The organism is Klebsiella sp. NPDC088457 (genome assembly GCF_044900465.1).
GTDB lineage: Bacteria > Pseudomonadota > Gammaproteobacteria > Enterobacterales > Enterobacteriaceae > Klebsiella.
Genome location: NZ_JBJDNH010000058.1, coordinates 1 through 19005 on the forward strand (window position 1 = coordinate 1; position 19005 = coordinate 19005).

Consider the following 19005-nt stretch of genomic DNA (forward strand, 5'->3'; position numbering starts at 1 on the left):
TAGGGATAGTAGATAAACGGCGTTGGCTCGCTGACAGCTACAGCAGAACCGCTTTCTTCCCGGGTAAACGTTAACGTTGTTCCGTCCCAGGTGAGCGAGCCATCAACCCCGGCAAGATTACCCCTCACAATCTCGGTTAATGAGGCATTATCAACGATCTGCAAAACGCCAGGATCAGCGGGAGTTAACGCTACAGAGCCGGACGCTGGAATGCTGCCCCCTACCGGCGCATACGAAACTGTGTACGCCCCCTCGCGTAACGCCACGGTACGGGACAGCCCACCTGACCGGCCAAAATTGTAGGTCGGCAGGCCGGTCAGATCGGACAGCGTGCGCAGGAATCGCGGGTTAGCCATGAATGAATGACCAAAACCAACAATCGCCCGTCGCCCGAAATATGAAGCTGGTTTATAGGGAGAGTATGCGCTAAACCATTTATTGCCGATTACCGTGCTGTCACGGGTTGAATCGAACGTAAATATTTCAGGCTCGTTTTGCACGTTAGAATTATCCGTGTTCGAATCGATTAACTCGCGGTCAGACGTGGTTTTATTGATGCGATATAATTTACCGTCGTCCGCATAAACCTCATACGAGTCGCTGGCAGGAGGCTCAGGGTTGATTAACCGCCCGGCAATAACAACGCGCCCGTCTTCATCGGTAAACTGCATAATGCGCAGATTTTTATCAACGACCACTTCGTTATACGGAGAGCGGGAATACTCATCAGGGTTGAGGTAATCCAGGGGAGCGCGGACACCATTAATGCTCAGCTCGCTGGTATCGATTTTCCCTGCGGTCAACCAATATTTAACTGCAAGGTTTTTGAGATTTAATTTATCGCCCTCCCAGAACGATAGCCAGCGATGGTTTTTGTCCATTTTGGCTGAATCGGCAGGCGAACGAGCGTACTCGTCAGGACTGGCGAGCGACACCGGGATTTCAACGCCACCGATAGAAATCGCATCTGTGTCCAGGCTGGTCACTTTCAGGCTGTTAATTGTCGCGTCGTCAAAAGAAACGTCACCGGAGACCAGAAGGTCTTTAATCTTCAGAGTGCCTTTGATATCCGCGTTCTTCAGCCAGATTTCATCACCATGCCACTGCAATAACCAGCGGTGGTTTTTGTCCATGATTGCAGAATCTGCCGGAGAGCGGGAATACTCGTCATTGTCGGCATACAAAACAGATTCGATGAGGTTGATCAGCGGTTCAATCAACTCATATGACGGCATTTTGCGCCCTGTCGCCTCCAGCGTACCGCCGTTGTTGATGTACTCGTCAGCCAGCGAACTCCCGTCGGCACTGCGTACATACGTAGTGCTGCCGTCCGGGATATTCGCAATGTCTGCCTGTGCTGCAGCCAGGGTCATGTACTGACGGCTTAGAGGAATCAGATTCTGTCGTGTCTCCTCTGTAAGGGCTTCATTCTTCGCCATCATTCCACGCCAGGTATCCAGATCATCGCCAGCGCGATCTGGTTCAGTCAGCGCAGACCCATTGACCAGCTTATCCAGGCGCTCGGCATTATCGAGCAACACAGCGGGAGACGTGCTCCCCAGCTCCGGGTTAAAGGCCATGTTTTTTGCTCCAAAAAGAGGTTTCGCCTAAACGAGGGTTTAAGCGAAAAAAGTTAATCGGGGGGTTTTAGTGGGTGTTACGCGACGTCGCCGGGGTAGGTGGCGTCGTCGTAGGCGTAGAACGATTCGAGATATTCGTTAGCAGTCACCTGGCAGGTACCGTCAGACTGTGGGGCAATTTCTGCCACCAGCGCATCATAGACATGCCGCGTTGAGCCGCAGAACACCAGCCGGATCGGCTCGATGGTTGCAGACGATAAATTGATTTTCAGCGGGTCATCGAACTCACTCAGATGCGGGACCGAAAGTTGATAATCCCCTGCTCTGGTAGCCACCATCAGCCCGGAGGCCGAGCCATCCTGGTAACGGACCAGCGCGCGAGGGTTTTCAAAAGACCAGTCCAGCGGCTCAGTGACGGTGAAGGTCGTTACACCGCCAGCCGTTGTCATCTCCTCAACAAGACAGGAAATCGTGTTATTCCCCGGTATATCATCGGTCAGCACAATACGATCGCCCACGTTGTAGCAGAGTGCTTCCAGTTCGGTCGTCGTCTGGAACGTTACCCGCTGTTGCAGGTATTTCATCAGGCGCCGCATCCCGATTTGATAAGCGTGATCCTGACTCAATACCCCGTCGAGTTTGTAATCCTCGATTTTCACCGGTGTAGGGTTATCGGGAGTTCGGCATTTAACCGTCTCTTCTGCCCATGTGATCCCGTTGATGTACGTCACGTCAACGCCGTCGTAATCGTCGTCAGATGGAGCAGTGAACCCACTCTGCAACTCTTCGACCATTTCATGCGGGGTTATCACACCTGTCCAGGGCTTAATCCCTTCCCTGTTTACGGTCGCCAGGCCATCACTCAGCAGAAAACGTGACTTCCCGGCGTTGGCGATCTTTTGCAGCATTTCCAGTGCCGAGATACTGTCGCCAGTAGCGAAATCAAAATACTCGCCACGCGGCGTCCAGTACGCAGACTCCAGCGCGCTAATGGTATCGACATCCATCTCCAGTCCCAGCGAGTTCCCGACATGCAGCAGCGCCCCAGAAATGGTTCTGGCCGTTCCGGTTTCATAGGCACGCGTTCCCACAACGTTTACGCGGCGGTCAGACTGCGCCGCCAGTTTACCGCCAGTCTCAACGGTCACCGCCATCAGCGACACGCCGGGATAGGATGCAGGACGGGTCAGCAGCCTGCCTTGCAGCGCCTGCCAGTACATCGAGTCGCGCGCGTTATTACTTCCCTGTTCATTGCGCCGACGGCAGCGAACCTCTACAAGCCCCGGTGAACCGAGTGTGATCCGCTCAGTAAATCCCAGACCGTTGACGTTTTTCAGCGCGTACTCTCCCTGTTTACTGACCCACCCTGAGCCGGAGCCGTAAATCCGGTACTGTATTTCCCACTCAACATGCCGGATCCGTTTTTTGCCCTTGCTGTCAAAACCGCAGATGCCGTTCGGAAAGGAAAAATTCACTTCGAACATATCCACGGTTTCATTTTCAGGGCAGACAAGGTACGGACCCAGCCAGCTCAGTGTGTCGTTGAGTCCGGTTGCCTCGTAGTCGATCATTGTCCTGGCGGTGAATCCCGGCCATGACTCATCAACTGCACCGTTTACCAGGCGCGCTACTGTCGCCGTCGTGCCGTCAGCTGACAGGATCCGGTACTCATTCCCGCGGTGAGTAAGTGAAAGCCGTTGCACCCCCTCCGGCATCCCGGAGAATGCAGTGCCCGTGGCGCCGTTATAGGCGAGCGTCACAAATGCCGTTACCGCCGGGCTGCCGCCGGTTGATGCCGTGCCGGAGGTGTAAACCGGGGCATCACCGAAAACATCTGCAGGCAGCGACGAGGACGTGATCGCCCCACCCGCGAACGGACTGGCCGCCTCGGTTATCAGTACGGTGCCGCCGTTGTCCTGCGCAACCAGGCCTGAGCCAGTGAGTCCCTCAGTGATGGCCGCCAGCAGTCCCGACATCGAGACATAGTTCGCCACCAGCGACACGGTGTAAGTTGTGCCCTGCCAGGTGATCGTGAACGTGCTGGAGCTGGTCGAAAAGTCGTAGGTGGTCGGGGCCGCACTGGCCTGTACTTTTGCTGCACTCCCCCCGGTGCCTGGCACTGCAGCCTGACCCGGTGTATATGACGCGATAAACAGATCGTAATCGACTGAGTTAAACCCCAGCGTTACCGGCATACCTATTACCGGCGCGATCTCCGTCAGTAGCGGGCTTGCGATAACGCTGTATCCGGCCGCCGTGGTGATCTGGTAGTTCGCCGGGGCTTTCAGCTCGACCACGGCGCCAGTGACCCAACTGGGCGGCAGCGCGTTGTCGTTCTCGTCATTATCGTCATCATCATCCGTGTCCAGCCCGGTAAACGTTACGCTCGAACCGGATACGGTCATGCTGTCTGCGATAATGTCGTCTGCGTCCGGCGACGTCTGGGCCATATCCAGCCCGGTGCCGGATGACGTCCCGCCGACTTCCGTACTGTTGAACCAGTTTTCACTGCGCTCATCGCCGGATACGTCCGCACCTGGGGGATAATGCGTGCTGCTGAATCCCGGCAGCGTCGATGCCGGGGTGCTGCCAACCCGGATGTCACCATTGGTATAAACCAGATCGCCGACTCCAAGACACAGCAGCATCTGGACGCGCATTTTCGTGGGATCGGCAGCATCGAACCGGGTAACAGGCTGGACGACATAATCCGGATAAATACGCACGCGCCCAAAAACTTCACGAATCGCATCACCCAGTTTCGCGCTGTTTGCTTTAGCGGGGTTCAGGTCGAGGCTTCGCCCGGTCGATGACGTGTAGCCACCAGCATCAATGTTACTCATCATGAACAGTGAGTAAGCCGCAGATGCGACGGCGATACCCACTCCTATCCAGGCAATCGTAGCGACCTCAAGCCCGAAAGGCACCGGGTACATGCAGACATCGCTTTCCGGCCGGATGATGCGAAACGCCCATTCGCCGGGTGGTACGGGCTGGCCCTCCAGCTCAATGGCCAGCGGTGGAACATCCCGATCCTCATAGTCTTCAACATTGGCGACCAGCCAGTTGCGAATGCTGGTAACGCCATGCTGATGGGTTTCCAGCGGTTCACCGGTCAGCCGGGAGGGATAAAAACGAATGGTCATTGCCAGAACTCCACTTTGACAAAGCGCCTCTTAAACCGCTGCAAAGGCAGAAAGGTGACGTTTGTTCCCGGATTGCATTCCGCCACATGCAGCAGGCCACCGATATTGACGACGATACCGACATGAGTGACGGTTGAACCGGAATAGCAGGCCACCCCGGCACCTTCGCAGGGTTCGCTACGTTCCAGGGAAAGCATCATCCGGCGCGCTTCGCGATCGAGCCCGCCGTCGTCTTTGGTCACCCCGGCGAACTCAGGCCAGAGAGGAAGTCCAAGGTCCGCCCGGATTTCGTTCACAATGCCGAAGCAGTCGAGCAGCGGATACGCTCTGCCGCCCTTCAGCCAGGTGACTGAAAGGTATTTATCAGGGTTAAACATTGGGATTCCTTAGCTGATGTAACGCAGACCGGGGAATAAAGGGAGCGTATAGCGGTATCGCGGCCAGGCTGTATCGAGGACATTCATATAGCCCGCGGTGATCTGCACCTCTGTCGCCGTCCAGTAGCCAGATTTGACCTGCAGCGTATACGGTACCGCTGCAGGCGCTGCTAAATCCGTGGAGATATAACTCCGGTAAGTCAGCGACGCCGAAAGCCGGTTCGCCAGCGCATTGCGGATCGCCGTGGACACAACGCCGTCGATATTACACAGAGCAAACTTCAAATCCTGCGTGCCGTCCTCGTTACGCGCTGGCAATGCAATATCCATCGCGCAGGCTGTAAACGTTACGGTCTCGCCGCTCTCCGTCGTCGCGGTGATATCCTCATAACCCTGGCAGAGGTAGTGAACATCTGAACCAATGGTTATCTGCAGCGTTTCGATGATTACCTCTGACCCGCTACTGGCGTAAAGGCGGTTAATCTGCGTCATGCTTTGGCCACTCCTTATTCAGCGCGATATCGAGCAGCGAGCTGCCGACTATCCAATCCGGATAATGTCCCCATCCAGCTGGAGGTAATGGACGCTCCCATAGCTCAACAGGTGCCGTATATCTCCAGTAAAACCCACCCTCCGGAGTGGGTCCTTTATAAATGTCCGTGAAGCGACATACATAATTTTTAAACCCTACAGGAGTTAATAACGGTATATTGAACCAGGCCGCCCCGTCAGATAGCACATCGCGAAACCACGCTTCAAATGCCTGAGCTTGCGCATCATTAAATATCCATGCCAGATCTGTTTGGGTTGGTGTCGAGGTATAAGCACGCCGCTGCCGCGCGCGACCAGTTACCATCGAGGTCCGTTTCAGCGGAGAAACCGGAGTTAAACCAAAACTATCTTTAAGAGGGCCTGGCAGGTAATCGGAGGGATAGTAAAGCGTTGAGGTGATAGCCATCAGCCGATTTTCCTCCCAGAGTTAGTTTTGCTGGTTAATGCTCTGTGCAAATCACCCTGCCCTCTTGCAACTGAGTTCACCGCTTTTCGATACCCCCGTTCAGCACCCTCATCTGCGGCTTTACGCACCAGCGCCAAAGTTGCATCGGATGGGTTCCCATTTATTGGGATGTTGATAGTAGGCGAATAAATAGCGCCGCTTCCGGTTGACTGAGTCGCGACCCTATCCAGCGTGGCATCAAGTTTCGCACTGGTGCCTGATGTAACTACTCGCTCACCCTTCTGCAGCAGCCATGTTCCAGTTTCTGGTACTGAGTCGATACCGTCGTGGGCCATACCAGCAATAGTTTGCGCTCCAATGATAGCTGTTCCTGCATAACCAACCGCCCTGATAGCAATAGATGCCGGTATGCCAAAAATAGGCCCCAATTCCAGAGCCTTAGCCGCTGCAACTTCTGTACTGATAATTGACTGAGCAATAGCCGCTGCCTTACTAGCAAGAAACAGGGTTTTATATGCCGTTGATCCCTCTTTCCCAAGCCCCTGTAATAGTTGCGCTGACTGGCTCGTCATATCTGCAAACATTGCCACGCTAGATAAGCCGTATGCAGACTGAATGCTTTCCATCCTTTCATTATTTGTTTTATTTATATCAGCTATTCTATCAGCATATTCTTGCTCGTTAATAACTTTCTGATCGAGCAATGCCTTCTGCATCTCCAGTTGCTTATCGTACCATTTCTCTTGCTCTTTTTGGGCCTCCGCCGTTTTAATCAACTCACCACCAGCCCCGCCCACAGAAGCGTCAATTCCCTGAAACTGAGGTGCATCTGTGATAGACGACTTAGATATTGCCTTTGATGCCTTATTGTACTCTTCTGGGCTGACGCCTGACAAACCGCGAATGCCTTTTAAAACCTCAAAGCGTTCCTTAGTCACTTTGAGTAAATTTTCTTCCGGTGTTAATAATTCGCCCTGAAGATCACGAAATTTAGACAAAGCATTATATTTATCAATTTCTGAGGCTAGACCTTCAAGTCTTGTTTGCTGCGCCTTATTAAGGCCAACTAGTCGACCTGAAGCAATATCAAAATGCAGTTTTTCAACTTCTGTAGCATTTTTGGTTTTCCCAGTAAGTTGGTCCACCAATGCAATTTGCTGCAAATATGATTGCTCGACTGACTTAAAAGCATTCTGCAACCTTGCCGCTGCTGGGTCCTTCTTCGCTGTTTGCTTTTGATTCGATTCCCCCTTTCCCAGTTTGTAATCATTACCTTTGGGTTGTCCTATACCCATGTCAGAGAGGAGAGAATTTAACCCATTAGCCCCTTTCTCCACTTCCTCTGGGGTTAAGCTGGATTTAATGGCTCGAAGATACTGAAGGCGTTTATTTAAAAAATCTAATTCATCTTTTTGCTCTTTGCTTTGATTTACTCTTTTATTAAGGAATTCAATTCTTTGTGCTACGTCATTTTCGTCAGCTGCATTATAATTACCTGATACAGCACCAATGCGTGAACGTGTGTAAGTCGCAATAGCCCCAAGACCACCAGCAATCCTGCCAACTACGCCTGCAAGGCTTATAGCCTCACCAACAAGATCAGATAACCCCTGAAGAACAGCGGGATCAGTGAATACATCACGGATATCATCGAGACCTTCTTGTAATGGTGAAAGGTCTACCTTCGCTAGCCCCGAAGCCATTTCCATTTTAAGACCGCGAGCACTTGTCTCGATGTCCTGGAAAAATTGATTTACTTTAACGAGATTATCTATATCTTCCTGAGGCGGGGCGACACCAAAATCCTTTGATAACTGAATAAACTGTTTTAGCTTTTCGTTGTTGTTGTCGAACAACGGTAGCATTTTTGACAAGTCATTACCAAGGCTTTCAAGGATATTGGTTTTCCCAGCCTGAGTGGGTATTTTTTGTAACGCCGAACTAATAGCCATCAACTGCTTATCAGGGGATTGCTGGGCTAGTTTTTTAGCTGAAAGACCGAGTGTATCTAATGCTTGTGCAGCTTCACCTGATTTATTCAGGACAGCATCGCCGACTTTATCATTAATGTCTTTGAAAATATCAGCTATATTATCGCCGGTTAAACCTGCCTGTTCAGCTGCGTATTGCCAGGATAGCAAATCCTGGGTGGACATTTTTAATGACTTAGCCCATTTATCTGTCTCAGCCACTTGTGAAGATGTGGACTTGAGAAGCTGATAACCAGCAACACCCACCGCAGTGGCAGCAGCAGTAGTGGCCGCTGCCATTGAAGTTATTGCGGCGCTGGCGTCTTTCACATCCTCTTTTACCTGCTTACGCCATTTTTCCGAGGCTCGCTCAGCCTTATCCATCCCGGAAACAAAACCCCCAACTTTGGCGATTAAGTCGATTGTCAGTGTGCCTAATGATTTGCCAGCCATTTTGTCTCCAGACACATAATAACCTCGCAGTGGCGAGGTTTGCGATAGATATAAAATTTACATTAGTTTAAGTGGTTGCTAAGTTCTTTTTCGCAGTATGGGGATGCATTCTCTAGTTTCGTATCTTTACTAAAGACATAATCAGACCCCATATAATAAGGAGCAGATGCAATAAAATATGAATCATTAATTCTTTTTATTTTAAGTCTCGCTCCATCTTGCCATCTAATTTCCCTACCATCATATTTTATTTTAACAGTAGTATCCTTGCCATTCCATGAATAGCAAGCCAGCCCTGCCCCGCTCTCTTTTATCACCATTGTTGTTGAATATGGACCAGAACTCCCGGTCCAGGCACCGATCAATCCCTTTGGAGCGCTTACTTCAACAACCGAAGGAAAATCATTATTCAACATATCACTTGTTGCACATCCGGCCAACATCGTAACTGACATCAGTGTTAATATCATTCTAATCATGATTGCACCATTTATTTTTTAAAAATAACTTTCAATACCGAATAAGCCATTTTAATAATGGCAGTAAGAGTCATGAAAACAAGACCAATAACAAACATAATTTCAGAATGTTTTTTGTCGTTGTATTTGCGCGGAGTTTTTAACTTACGAACACCGTCACTCACAGTATTATTTACTGGTTCAATTTTTTCCCCATCATACACACAGGCCATATGCTTTAGTATATTCAGCGTCATCTCACAGTCTCCCTTTGCACGATGAGCATTAGATGCTGGTATACCGCACTGAGCGACTGCATCGGTCAACTTATGCCATTTTGTATTTCCGGTTTTTGGGTTGATTATATTTATATAATCCGAGTATAACAACATAGCACATTCGCTTTTCCGGCGTGGATTGGGGACGCCAGACATGGCACAAACCTGTTTTATTATCTTGTTGTCATATTGACTATTGTAAATAACGACCACCTTATTCTTTATCACATCCCGGAACTGTGGATAAACTTGCTCCCATGTTGGCGCATCTGCTACATCCTTATTATTTATACCATGTATTTTAGTCGCAGCCGCTGGTATAGATTTTTTGGGCTTAACCAAGGTATCAAGTAGCGAATTTCCTTTTTTATCCAGTATGGATATCTCGACAATCTCTGCATCGTCGCCCAATCCGGTGGTTTCGGTGTCGAGAATGACAATATCTTGCCCCCAAAGATCCCTTGCATATTGCGCAGCTTCGGCATTAATGCCCACTATCCTGCCCTCATCCGGTAACACTAGGAAACATCCTAGCACCAGTTGCAAAACAAGGAAACGCAAAACCCCGCTGTTTAGCAGGGTTGGTTGGCTAAAGCCTTTACTGCCACTGCTGCATGGCGTCGTCCATACTTATAGGGGCTTCTATAAGATGTGGGGCGAAGTCAGTAACTTTGAATGCAGGGGTATTTTTACCACGGTTAACGTTAGCGATAACGCTGGATATCAGCGCAGCCCCCCACTCTGTCCGAGTGATGGGGTTTAACCCCCCGTGTTTCTCTCTGTATTTCATCCATTTACGAAACTCTCTCAGGCTAAGACGCTCCCGCGCCTCAGCAATAGTGCGCCCACCAATGCCATTAAGGACCAATTCACACCACACCTCGTCCTCCTGAGTCAGCTTTTCGGCTTCCCCAGATCGTTAACCTCTTGAATTGCTACCAACAACGCGATAGTTAACGCGCCGTCAAGCGCTCCACGTTCCGGGATTGCCTCTCCGGTAATATCAGCTGGGGTGAATATCGGCTTGCCTGTCTCGTCGCATATTGACGCTGCAATTCTTCCCGCTGCGCTATCGATCTTCCCAGCATAGGACAATATATCGGACGTAGCCGCGTGATAACCAAGCGGGCGAATATAGACAGTAGCCGTGAACTCATCGCTGCCTTGTTTCCACGTGATTTCTTTCTCAACAGGGCGTCCAGTAAACGCCCCTACAGTTTTAAGCGTATCAATCGTGAGTTGCATATTATCTCCTGTTAAAGAAAAACCCGCAGTTAAGCGGGTTTGTGTGAACTACGGAAATTTCGTAGTTAGTTAACCGATCACATATTCAGCCTTTCCGCCACGGAACGAGATGGTTTTATTCCCCGCCCGGCGGCAAGCGTCTGCGATAGCCTTCATGCCGTACTCGACATTACCCAGATGTTTGCGCATCGCCACAATTTCAGCCTTCGGCGCCGAAACATCAAAGCCGGCCTCTTCCAGAACGTTAATCAGCCGAATTGCCGCAGATGTCGAGTTGTCGCCACAAAGCATATCCATCGTCACATCAAAGGCTGGGGCAGTTAGCGACTTTCCAAAAGACAGGTTGCCACTGCGCACTACTGGGTTGTTATCGATCCACCATTGGAGAGGAATGCTAACGTCAAACTTCGGCGCTGGCAGTGTTTCCTGTTTGCCAAGAAATTCCCCCTCAAGCGGTACACGCGCAGCGATAGAAAGCGCCTCGGTGAACTGGTCGTCGTTGATTTCTTTGTAGCTGCAACCAAAGTGAGATTTCAGGGAGGACCACATGGTGATCATCGCTTTGGCCTGATTCTCTTTCGGCAGCGCTTTACCGCGAGTCATTACCAGTTGCTTAATTGCTTCCTGTTGCTCTGAAGTGATTTTACCGGGGAGTGACTTTTTAGCCTTACGTGGGTTCTTAACCTCGCCTTTCGTCCAGTACTCGTAAAGAACATCGTCGCACTCTTCCTGATAACGAATCACGCTATCGCGAATTTCAGGGCGGACTTTGTTGGGGCTGATGGTTTGCAGCCAGCCGTTCAATTTGCGAAGAGCAAGGCAAAGCATTGTTTGCTCACCACCTTTTGTAGGGATCATGATTTCCCTGACCCCTTTGGCAAAACGTGATTTCAGCTTATCGGCCTGCCCCTGGTATGTTAACCCCATGCCATCGATGATAGGACGCATCGGGGTGTATGCCTCATTATCAACACTGACAACATACAGATCAGAACCGTAGAAAGGCACGTTGATAGTGGAAACAGCAGTTGCTATACTCATATTCGTTAGTTCCTTGGTAGATACTGACAAATTAGAAGCCTCGATGGTTGCAGCCATTGGGGCTTCGTCGTTTTTATGGTTGGGCATTTTTCACCCCAATTAGGCCGTAAGCCTTTCTCAGCTGATAAATCAATTCGGTATTGAACTGCCTACACTGCTCTTCACCACTGCGCTCAATTGCTTTGCGCACATCCTCCGGAAATCGAACTTTACGCTGATACATGTCTCTTGCTTTTTCCATGACCACCTCCACTAAATGCCCCACCGTGAGACACAGGAAGAGTGTCACACCGTGCGTCATTGATGTCAACCCCACCGTGGGGCATAATTTACTTTTTATGATTTTTGAAGGCGATGGGCACCATCATGAGTAGAGAAGATCCGCAGCTGAGAATCAGGCTACCAAATGAACTTAAAGATAAAATTGAAGCCTCTGCGAAAGCTAATAACCGTTCAATGAATGCTGAAATAATCTTCAGGATAAATCTGAGTTATCTTCTTGATGAAGACAAAAGCATGTTCACTACCGTCGCCGAACCCAACAGCTATGTTGAGCATGCTGAAAGGGTTCTTAAATCTCGAGTCGAAGAATCCTTGCCATCCTTCCTTGAACTTATGGCGAAAAAAATCATGACGGATGAATTCAGGGACGAACTCAAGAGAAAAGCAAGAGAGCAAGCCGAAAAAGAATGGGATGAGATGCACAAAAAGCCCACCTGATCGTTTATCAGGATGTTCGGCGGTGCGCTTCCAGGGTAGGTTAATGCTTCTTCTGCGTGCATCTATTGCAGCTTAAGAAGGAAGCACTCGATGTTCTCGAATCGAACCACAGGAAGGCAAAATGAGCGATCAACCACCAAAGCAAGATACTAACCAACCACCGCAACAGCAGACCACACAACCCCCACAGGAAGATAAGCCAACGACCGACTTCTCATTAGGTCGTCGATTTGTTGGGGATTCTGCTGACAAGGTCAGAAAAAAAGATAGCCCACAGTAGAAATAGCTAACGCACAAACCGGAGTGAGGATTGTTGCGATCCTCGCTCTGTCTAACCGCGTTCTGATCCGCTCATTTATCTCACATAATTCTTCAGCCGTATCATGGAGATTAGCCAGTCTTATTCTCCGGATAACTGAAATCGGTGTTCTCTCTGCCAGAAATCCCTTCTGAGCCAGCTCCTCGTAATGCGCTGGCCCCAATGACTTATAAAGTTCAGTGTAAAGGTCTGCTGGGGCTGAGTTAAGGAGCGCGCGCACCTGTACAGACAACACGCCTGAAACCAGGTAAATTGCGCATGCAGCCCAGTACAACATGAAAATCCCGATCCCTAGCGTCATAAATCGGGGCTGGTTATTTTGCGTCAGCAATAAAAACGAAGACCCGATGCCGACAATAAGGATGCCGAGCAGCTTATAGCCGTTCTCTTTGTTTATTGCATTTGATTGTTCAATTTCTTTGATACATTCCTCGCCTTGTTGCTCGAGAAAATCAACAAGATCATCATCGGCACTAAGAAAATAATCATAGGGGAGGTTTGTCATCATGAGTCCCTTCTTTATGTTGTATGGGGCGATTTTAGCTGATTTCTGACTCACTCATAAAGCAGAAGCCCACCTGAGTGGGCTATCCAAAAACCACGGTTTTGTGGGTTTGTTCATAATCAAGCCGCCGCATACAGCAACTTCATTTGCCCTTTGACGGGAAATGCAGCCATGCAGCGGGCTTCGAAGTCCTTCTGGTCAATACTACAACTGGCAATATTAGTAACGGCGATAAGCTGCTGTTCGACCTTATGCAGCGCATCAGGCTTAAGGTGTTGGTGAATCTTCTCTTTGCTGTCACCCGCCGCCTGTTTTGCCGCCTGATAGACATAATCAGGAAGCGCGACGCCGTACACCCAACGAGCGGTGATCTGACCGAACAGCGCCGGACAACCGCCGACATGACCGAAGTAAGGAAGACCGGACATTTTCGACAGCGCCTGGTAGAACGGGTCTTTAAAGCGCTTCTCCCACGACGTTGGTTGCTGGCAGACCATCAGACCGACAATCTGATCTTCGGTGAGTTGGAAGTTTTTACTCAGCAGCAGATTTTTAATGTGTCGGTCACAGGCGCGGGCAAATTTGACTGACAACCAGCGGGCGAACTCCACCGCTAACTCCGGATGAAGCCAGGTACCGCCGTTTCGCCCTTTCTCCACTCTGACTAAAAGGGGAGAAAAATCCTCTTTTATGCCAGACCCAGCAATACCAAGCTCCTCAGCCAGTTCGGCGATATAAATTTTTGTCGCCTCAGTCTTTAGCCAGTCCTTCGGAAGCTTGCCGTGATACTTTGCAGCAACTGTGGCGTTGAACCAGCAATCTGCTGTAAAAGGGAATGAGCGGTCATCGTAATTCATGGGGATGATATTAGACATATCGGTAATTACCTTTTAGTGATGAACCTTGTCTCACAGGAATCCGGCCCACAGAAAGGCACCGACAGCCAGCCGGTATCCTCAAGGGTCATCCTGAAAGGTTCTGTGTGAAGTGCGCGTGAGATGCGCGGTGAAATGCTGGTAAAAATCCCCGGATTGAACCGGGGTTGGGTTTTAACTACCTGGCTGGACTTTACGGATCCAGACGCCAGGGCCGCTACGCTGCATCGTGGCACTGGTTGCCACTACCGCATTAGCCTGGAAGTCGAACGGGAAATCGCTGACATAGGCACGGAATGTGTACCAGGTGCGATCGGTAGGCAGCTCCATTTCCCCGGCAGAAACCGTAGGCACTGATTCGCCATCAGACCAGCCGATGGCCCACTGGATCAGCTCGTCCTGGTATTCATCCAGTTCGGCCAACTGCCACATCAAATAATGTGAGTCGTTATCCGGATCGGCATTAATTGTTACCGACGCCTGGCCGGGGGTACGCAGGCCCTTTTTATACTGGCGGCTGTTACGTTCACTGAGACAGGTATCTTCAATTTGGTCGGCCGGGTTGGCCCCGGGGTTAAAACTGGTGATGCATTCAATTTCATGAATGACACCACGGATCAGCGCATAGAGTTGAGTACCCTGCGTTAACACAGACATAGTTATCTCCAGAAATAAAAAAACCGGCTCAGGGCCGGTGTATGGAAGGATTACGGAGGTTATCGTTTGACTATCCAGTCAACGTCGAATGAATAACGGTAGCGTTTTGTTTCCGGGTCACGGCTTTGAGCTCCCCATCGAGTGATATAGGCGTGTGATTCGATAGCATCACGCAACGCTTTTGCTACTGCATGAGCCGATGCAACCGTATCCGAATAAACGTCCACCTGTAGCGTGTAACTATCTACATCGGGACGCCTGTCCAGATAGTTCTCCGGTGCTCCGTTAATGTTCTGCCAGACCGCGTAGGGATAAACGATGTTGTCATCCTGCATCCCGAATGGATAAATCCTCAACGGGTTTGAACCAATTAGTGCTGTTACCGCCTGGCTGGCAGCGCAAACTTCAAAGATAGGCGCTATCATCCTCTGCCCCCTTTTTTGGAAGCTCTGGCTATGGCTCGATCAATGGTCTTCCCATATTCCTCAACGAACGTGTTCATAGCCTCCTCGGCACCGTTTTCAGCAGCTGGCCGCATGATAGGTTGAGCGCGCATATTTTCCGTTCCGAATTCCAGAAGGCGCCAGTGAGGTGTGGGGGCGTTTTTTGCTTTATCAGGATGCCTTTTCAGTACAGCGCCATGCAGAACACCGATTCTGAATGCCAGATTGCCATTACGCTTAAATTCGCGGCCATTCCAGCGGACTGCGATGTTATCAGCGATGCTTCGCCCTGTTTCGGGATCATCAAGCCTTCTGGCGTTTGCCTTCGCCCTGTTGGCAATGACATTGGCTGCTTTTCTTAAAGCTGCACGACCTCCTTTTCGCTTCATATCATCGGTGATTGACTCAAGCTTACCCAGTAATTCATCAACCCCGGTCAGCTTATATTCAACACCGTCAGCCATCGTTTACCCCTTCTGAACAGGGCAGCGTTAAATATTCCAGTCCGCTAACCGGATCAGGTAGTACACCCTCTACGTTATATATTTTACCGCGATATAAGATGCGGCATTTAGCGGTAATATCGTCGCGCCGACGGATTGTGATCCTGGTGGTTATCTCGTTCTGGGTTGCCTGGGCGGCAGTAAATTCCCGTGCAGAAAGCGGGTAAACTTCAGCCCAAATGCCATTATCATCTGTAAATTGAACCAGATTTACCCAATTTTTCACAATCTCGCCGGTCTGTGGGTCTTGCACCGAAATAAACTTTTGGGGAACGACGCGATGGCGAAGTTTTCCAGCCTGCATATTACCCCCTGCTTTTTCCACTCAGATAGGTGATTGCCTCCGCCGGCTCTTCCGGTTCATCGGCCAGAGACTGGATAATGACATCGCACAGAGCTTCGTTCGATTCAGCCAGGCGGTTTATCGCTTCCGTCTGCTCTCTCTGTGCTGCTGTTTGTTCGCTCAGCGCTGCTATCAGCGCGTTTACCAGTTGCTCGTTCATAGGCAATTCTCGTCCACTTTTTTATCCACTCGCGCCGTTTCGTGCATCCTGAACAGGCCATATTGGCACCTTAAAGAATTGTTGGGCGACGCAAATCGTAGATCAGCATCGTTATTGAGAAGGGAAGCTCACCCTGCTTAAGCTTTTCTTCCTCTTCACCGTTGCGGTTGCGATCGAGATAGCCAAGCAGTCGGAGAAGGGATTCCTGCATTCGCAACAAAGGCTCGCCTTGAATCAGGTTCCCATCCCCATCAACCACCTTATCCCGACTTCCCTGAATGTAGGAAAGCAGCGCGGCACTACCAGCCTGAATTTTCAGGAGCAGATCGGCATCACCTGCGTCATCGTCAATGCGCAGATGCTCTTTTGCCTGGGGTAAAGTTACAAGCTCAATCACGCTTTATCCCTCCCGTCCCGTCCACGCTTGGCGGCCAAAGTCCAGCCTTTAGAGCCTGTTTCACCTGGCTTATCCTGCGTCTGTTCATCACAGTGCCAGAGTGAACCACCCCATGTAACCGTATCGCCAGGCATATACTCATCGCCCGATTTGAATACGCCGCGGTACACCATAACCGGCACATCAAAAGATTTTTTCTCACTGCCGCCGCTGGCGCGGTTAACCGTGACAGTAAAGCTACGCTGACCATCCAGGCTGACATCAACGCCGGCGACACCATCAACAACGCATTCCCAGCCCCGCAAACCATGAGTTTTCTCATAAGCCCGCCAGAGTCCACCGTTATGGGTGGCATACGAACCTCTGGGGTAACTTTTTGACTCATCAATAAATGGCAGTAATTCCAGCGCAAGCGCATCCCGACCATCTTCGCCTGGCTTGCCAGGTTCCGGAGCAGGAATCTCTGCAATCGCCTGACTGATGAGAGATTTAACATCGGGAACTTCCGGCATCGCCGACGAAATGAGTTGCTGCAACACAGGCGTGACTTCCTCCACCGTCACACTTTTACCGTCCTGCGGAATCGGGATTCCCGCTACGGCTTCACTGACAGCATCGTCAACGGCCTGCTTGAGTACCGCCAGATCATAGTCTTTGCCGTCTTTCGGCACGGGTATTCCACCAACCGCTTTACTGACCAGCTCTTCCAGAACAGGAAGAATTTCCTCCACCGTCACACTTTTACCGTCCTGCGGCACAGGTAAAGCAGCAACAGCTTCGCTGACCATAGCGCTGATATCAGGCAGTTGAGGAATATCAGGCACCGGTAAGGATGCCACTGCATCGGCCACCAGCACGGTAAAATCAGGTGTCGGAGAATCCTTCAGTGTCGCAACTTCCTGAGTGAGCTTAGCCAGCTTCTCTTCTGTTGCCTTAAGATGGTCATCCAGACTTTTTCTGAAAGATTCACGTAGCTCGCTTAACGCCTGCGAGAATTCCTCGCCCAGGGCCCTGATAAGGGAAAGTTCACGTTCATTCATTTGGCTAACAATCCTCGCAGCATCGCTTTTGCCGCCGTCAGTTCAGAATCAGACATAGCCTTCCCGCCTGACTCTTCAGGCTGAGTGCTGCTGACGCCAGATTTAGCAAACGGATCTTCAGAAGCATCCCTGCGGGCAAGCGCTTCCAGACTGTAGTTTTGTTGCTGAAGATAAAGCGCATCACCGCCGGGCAGAGGGGGAAGATTTTCACTGCGACGAGCTTCATTTGGCGTCAGAATGGTATTTTTCACACCCTCGCCGAGAGATTTGATACGCCGTTCGCTGTCCATGCGCAGCAGAGCATTTACGTCAAACTCCGTTCCCGTCTCGCCATCGAGCTCAAATGCTTCATCCAAAAGCAACTCTATCGACTCAATGAGCGTCTGAAGGCACTGCGAATAATATTGCTGGTCCTGCGCTTCAATGTTGTCATGCGTCGGAAGATCGCCAACGCCAACTTTATAGGCCGGGACATGAAAAACGGAACATATGATCTGTGCCGTCATGCTCAGTTGTTCGACGGTTTGCGCATCAGCTGCTGATACCGTTGTCGGGTTGTATTTTGCACCATTGCTCAGAATGGCGGTCTTGCCTGCATTTTCGCCGGAATATCCGCTGTCCCAGTTTTCTTTAATTTTTCTGGCATTATCTTCAGTGAGGGAGCCGGGAACCTCAATCACACCGCTGGGCTTACCGCCGTTACGGAAGAAGTAAGCCGAGTTTTCCTGAATATGATGCCCCTGCATCGCTGCCAGACCAGCTGCGTAAATCGGCGACAAACCGATGAGCGGATGGAAAAGGCAGTTGAAGCGATCGTGAATCACCTCGCGCGCAGGGACAGTAACCGACGATTCAATGCCGGTCATATTGTCAGGGTTTATCTGATAAAAGACCGAGCCATCATCCGCCACCAGCGGAGTAACCTTGTTCCAGTCAAGCAGCCTAAGTTCAGTAATTTTTCCGGCGTTATTGCGGATTTTTAAAGCCACCGTATTTCCGTGACACAGCTTAGAGTTCAGCCAGTGCTCAAAGAATTGGATCCTGTTCTGAAAGGCATTTGGCCTTTTATACAACGCAGGAATATCCCCTGATTTTATCTCCTGCATAACCCCCTTAGAGTCACGACGCATCAGCCGCGGCGGCATTTTGGCAATATCACTCGCAATCAGCGATATGCATGCGAAGACAGCATAATAAGAAAGAACAGTATCCTGCCTGATTTCAAGGTTGCGCTGCCACGCCCCAGCAAATGGCTCATGTATAAAGCTGAATAACGGGTTCCAGCCACCGCGACTGGCGGGCTGCTGCAGGGCTTTTTCTTTCCCCTGCTTTCTCCGGAAAGGATTCCACATTAGCCGTTCTCCGCTTTTCGCTTATTATTTTTGCCATCAGTACGCACGCCGGTGAAATATTCAGCCTTGCCGAGCAGTACCAGCACCTTTGCGCACCGATCGTCCACGGTTTTCACGTCGCCCGGGGCGGAATCATGGGTACGTTGCAGATGTCTGATTTTTGCCATGCAATATGGCGGGGTTTC

The 19005-nt window shown here is 50.4% G+C and carries 22 protein-coding genes and 1 pseudogene; 1 reads left to right on the top strand and 22 read right to left on the bottom strand.

Annotated features, from left to right (window positions below):
• From ACI2JR_RS25045 to ACI2JR_RS25095, 11 genes and pseudogenes are all read right to left on the bottom strand, one after another.
• Window positions 1-1580 (bottom strand): annotated as a pseudogene (locus ACI2JR_RS25045) (hypothetical protein); the annotation flags it as partial.
• A gap of 77 nt (window positions 1581-1657) precedes the next feature.
• On the bottom strand, window positions 1658-4726 hold the full coding sequence (locus tag ACI2JR_RS25050; protein ID WP_462479723.1) for a host specificity factor TipJ family phage tail protein: 3069 nt from the start codon (window positions 4724-4726) through the stop codon (window positions 1658-1660).
• Window positions 4723-5103: a nitrite transporter gene (locus ACI2JR_RS25055; protein ID WP_462479724.1), complete on the bottom strand. Its 381-nt coding sequence runs from the start codon at window positions 5101-5103 to the stop codon at window positions 4723-4725. The genes ACI2JR_RS25050 and ACI2JR_RS25055 overlap by 4 nt, the downstream gene beginning before the upstream one ends.
• A gap of 9 nt (window positions 5104-5112) precedes the next feature.
• Window positions 5113-5595: a DUF1833 family protein gene (locus ACI2JR_RS25060; RefSeq protein ID WP_462479725.1), complete on the bottom strand. Its 483-nt coding sequence runs from the start codon at window positions 5593-5595 to the stop codon at window positions 5113-5115.
• The gene (locus ACI2JR_RS25065) at window positions 5582-6061 is read right to left on the bottom strand and encodes a hypothetical protein (protein WP_032695819.1); all 480 of its coding nucleotides are present in this window, start codon (window positions 6059-6061) and stop codon (window positions 5582-5584) included. The genes ACI2JR_RS25060 and ACI2JR_RS25065 overlap by 14 nt, the downstream gene beginning before the upstream one ends.
• On the bottom strand, window positions 6061-8484 hold the full coding sequence (locus ACI2JR_RS25070; protein WP_462479726.1) for a phage tail tape measure protein: 2424 nt from the start codon (window positions 8482-8484) through the stop codon (window positions 6061-6063). Before ACI2JR_RS25070 ends, ACI2JR_RS25065 begins: the two co-directional genes overlap by 1 nt.
• Window positions 8485-8546: 62 nt before the next feature.
• Window positions 8547-8963 (bottom strand): J517_1871 family lipoprotein, encoded by a 417-nt coding sequence (locus ACI2JR_RS25075; RefSeq protein WP_462479727.1) that lies wholly within the window; start codon window positions 8961-8963, stop codon window positions 8547-8549.
• 11 nt (window positions 8964-8974) lie between these two features.
• Entirely contained in the window at window positions 8975-9715 is a 741-nt protein-coding gene (locus ACI2JR_RS25080; protein ID WP_462479728.1) for an exonuclease domain-containing protein, read from the bottom strand.
• Window positions 9716-10114: 399 nt separating this feature from the next.
• Window positions 10115-10465, bottom strand: coding sequence for a phage tail assembly chaperone family protein, TAC (locus ACI2JR_RS25085; protein ID WP_462479729.1), 351 nt, complete (start codon window positions 10463-10465; stop codon window positions 10115-10117).
• Window positions 10466-10534: 69 nt separating this feature from the next.
• Window positions 10535-11473 carry a phage antirepressor N-terminal domain-containing protein gene (locus ACI2JR_RS25090; protein ID WP_462479752.1) on the bottom strand — a complete coding sequence of 313 codons (939 nt, stop codon included), beginning with the start codon at window positions 11471-11473 and terminating at the stop codon, window positions 10535-10537.
• Between the two features lie 106 nt (window positions 11474-11579).
• On the bottom strand, window positions 11580-11747 hold the full coding sequence (locus tag ACI2JR_RS25095; RefSeq protein WP_069334977.1) for an Arc family DNA-binding protein: 168 nt from the start codon (window positions 11745-11747) through the stop codon (window positions 11580-11582).
• A 125-nt stretch (window positions 11748-11872) separates the two neighbouring features.
• On the opposite strand from ACI2JR_RS25095, the gene ACI2JR_RS25100 reads away from it, so the two are divergent.
• Window positions 11873-12226, top strand: a complete 354-nt coding sequence (locus ACI2JR_RS25100) for an Arc family DNA-binding protein (protein WP_160562597.1) — start codon at window positions 11873-11875, stop codon at window positions 12224-12226.
• Between the two features lie 254 nt (window positions 12227-12480).
• Here the strand turns inward: ACI2JR_RS25100 and ACI2JR_RS25105 are convergent, their stop codons facing one another.
• From ACI2JR_RS25105 to ACI2JR_RS25155, 11 genes are all read right to left on the bottom strand, one after another.
• The gene (locus tag ACI2JR_RS25105; protein ID WP_462479753.1) at window positions 12481-13050 is read right to left on the bottom strand and encodes a hypothetical protein; all 570 of its coding nucleotides are present in this window, start codon (window positions 13048-13050) and stop codon (window positions 12481-12483) included.
• A 119-nt stretch (window positions 13051-13169) separates the two neighbouring features.
• Window positions 13170-13925 (bottom strand): KilA-N domain-containing protein, encoded by a 756-nt coding sequence (locus tag ACI2JR_RS25110; RefSeq protein WP_462479730.1) that lies wholly within the window; start codon window positions 13923-13925, stop codon window positions 13170-13172.
• Window positions 13926-14099: 174 nt separating this feature from the next.
• Window positions 14100-14582: a phage tail tube protein gene (locus tag ACI2JR_RS25115; RefSeq protein ID WP_462479731.1), complete on the bottom strand. Its 483-nt coding sequence runs from the start codon at window positions 14580-14582 to the stop codon at window positions 14100-14102.
• A gap of 59 nt (window positions 14583-14641) precedes the next feature.
• Complete coding sequence (locus ACI2JR_RS25120) at window positions 14642-15007, bottom strand: DUF3168 domain-containing protein (protein ID WP_462479732.1); 366 nt, start codon at window positions 15005-15007, stop codon at window positions 14642-14644.
• Window positions 15004-15489: an HK97-gp10 family putative phage morphogenesis protein gene (locus ACI2JR_RS25125; RefSeq protein WP_462479733.1), complete on the bottom strand. Its 486-nt coding sequence runs from the start codon at window positions 15487-15489 to the stop codon at window positions 15004-15006. The genes ACI2JR_RS25120 and ACI2JR_RS25125 overlap by 4 nt, the downstream gene beginning before the upstream one ends.
• Window positions 15482-15832, bottom strand: a complete 351-nt coding sequence (locus ACI2JR_RS25130; protein ID WP_462479734.1) for a phage head closure protein — start codon at window positions 15830-15832, stop codon at window positions 15482-15484. Before ACI2JR_RS25130 ends, ACI2JR_RS25125 begins: the two co-directional genes overlap by 8 nt.
• Window position 15833: 1 nt before the next feature.
• Complete coding sequence (locus ACI2JR_RS25135; protein WP_462479735.1) at window positions 15834-16031, bottom strand: hypothetical protein; 198 nt, start codon at window positions 16029-16031, stop codon at window positions 15834-15836.
• Between the two features lie 70 nt (window positions 16032-16101).
• Window positions 16102-16428 (bottom strand): head-tail connector protein, encoded by a 327-nt coding sequence (locus ACI2JR_RS25140; protein WP_462479736.1) that lies wholly within the window; start codon window positions 16426-16428, stop codon window positions 16102-16104.
• Window positions 16425-17468 (bottom strand): phage gp6-like head-tail connector protein, encoded by a 1044-nt coding sequence (locus tag ACI2JR_RS25145; RefSeq protein WP_462479737.1) that lies wholly within the window; start codon window positions 17466-17468, stop codon window positions 16425-16427. The genes ACI2JR_RS25140 and ACI2JR_RS25145 overlap by 4 nt, the downstream gene beginning before the upstream one ends.
• On the bottom strand, window positions 17465-18820 hold the full coding sequence (locus ACI2JR_RS25150; RefSeq protein ID WP_462479738.1) for a phage portal protein: 1356 nt from the start codon (window positions 18818-18820) through the stop codon (window positions 17465-17467). Before ACI2JR_RS25150 ends, ACI2JR_RS25145 begins: the two co-directional genes overlap by 4 nt.
• The gene (locus ACI2JR_RS25155) at window positions 18820-18987 is read right to left on the bottom strand and encodes a hypothetical protein (protein WP_462479739.1); all 168 of its coding nucleotides are present in this window, start codon (window positions 18985-18987) and stop codon (window positions 18820-18822) included. Before ACI2JR_RS25155 ends, ACI2JR_RS25150 begins: the two co-directional genes overlap by 1 nt.
• Between the last annotated feature and the right edge of the window lie 18 nt (window positions 18988-19005).

Coding starts and splice junctions, on each gene's coding strand:
- ACI2JR_RS25050 (WP_462479723.1), bottom strand. CDS start 4,726: ATGACCATTCGTTTTTATCCCTCCCGGCTGACCGGTGAACCGCTGGAA.
- ACI2JR_RS25055 (WP_462479724.1), bottom strand. CDS start 5,103: ATGTTTAACCCTGATAAATACCTTTCAGTCACCTGGCTGAAGGGCGGC.
- ACI2JR_RS25060 (WP_462479725.1), bottom strand. CDS start 5,595: ATGACGCAGATTAACCGCCTTTACGCCAGTAGCGGGTCAGAGGTAATC.
- ACI2JR_RS25065 (WP_032695819.1), bottom strand. CDS start 6,061: ATGGCTATCACCTCAACGCTTTACTATCCCTCCGATTACCTGCCAGGC.
- ACI2JR_RS25070 (WP_462479726.1), bottom strand. CDS start 8,484: ATGGCTGGCAAATCATTAGGCACACTGACAATCGACTTAATCGCCAAA.
- ACI2JR_RS25075 (WP_462479727.1), bottom strand. CDS start 8,963: ATGATTAGAATGATATTAACACTGATGTCAGTTACGATGTTGGCCGGA.
- ACI2JR_RS25085 (WP_462479729.1), bottom strand. CDS start 10,465: ATGCAACTCACGATTGATACGCTTAAAACTGTAGGGGCGTTTACTGGA.
- ACI2JR_RS25095 (WP_069334977.1), bottom strand. CDS start 11,747: ATGGAAAAAGCAAGAGACATGTATCAGCGTAAAGTTCGATTTCCGGAG.
- ACI2JR_RS25100 (WP_160562597.1), top strand. CDS start 11,873: ATGAGTAGAGAAGATCCGCAGCTGAGAATCAGGCTACCAAATGAACTT.
- ACI2JR_RS25105 (WP_462479753.1), bottom strand. CDS start 13,050: ATGACAAACCTCCCCTATGATTATTTTCTTAGTGCCGATGATGATCTT.
- ACI2JR_RS25110 (WP_462479730.1), bottom strand. CDS start 13,925: ATGTCTAATATCATCCCCATGAATTACGATGACCGCTCATTCCCTTTT.
- ACI2JR_RS25115 (WP_462479731.1), bottom strand. CDS start 14,582: ATGTCTGTGTTAACGCAGGGTACTCAACTCTATGCGCTGATCCGTGGT.
- ACI2JR_RS25120 (WP_462479732.1), bottom strand. CDS start 15,007: ATGATAGCGCCTATCTTTGAAGTTTGCGCTGCCAGCCAGGCGGTAACA.
- ACI2JR_RS25125 (WP_462479733.1), bottom strand. CDS start 15,489: ATGGCTGACGGTGTTGAATATAAGCTGACCGGGGTTGATGAATTACTG.
- ACI2JR_RS25130 (WP_462479734.1), bottom strand. CDS start 15,832: ATGCAGGCTGGAAAACTTCGCCATCGCGTCGTTCCCCAAAAGTTTATT.
- ACI2JR_RS25135 (WP_462479735.1), bottom strand. CDS start 16,031: ATGAACGAGCAACTGGTAAACGCGCTGATAGCAGCGCTGAGCGAACAA.
- ACI2JR_RS25145 (WP_462479737.1), bottom strand. CDS start 17,468: ATGAATGAACGTGAACTTTCCCTTATCAGGGCCCTGGGCGAGGAATTC.
- ACI2JR_RS25150 (WP_462479738.1), bottom strand. CDS start 18,820: ATGTGGAATCCTTTCCGGAGAAAGCAGGGGAAAGAAAAAGCCCTGCAG.
- ACI2JR_RS25155 (WP_462479739.1), bottom strand. CDS start 18,987: ATGGCAAAAATCAGACATCTGCAACGTACCCATGATTCCGCCCCGGGC.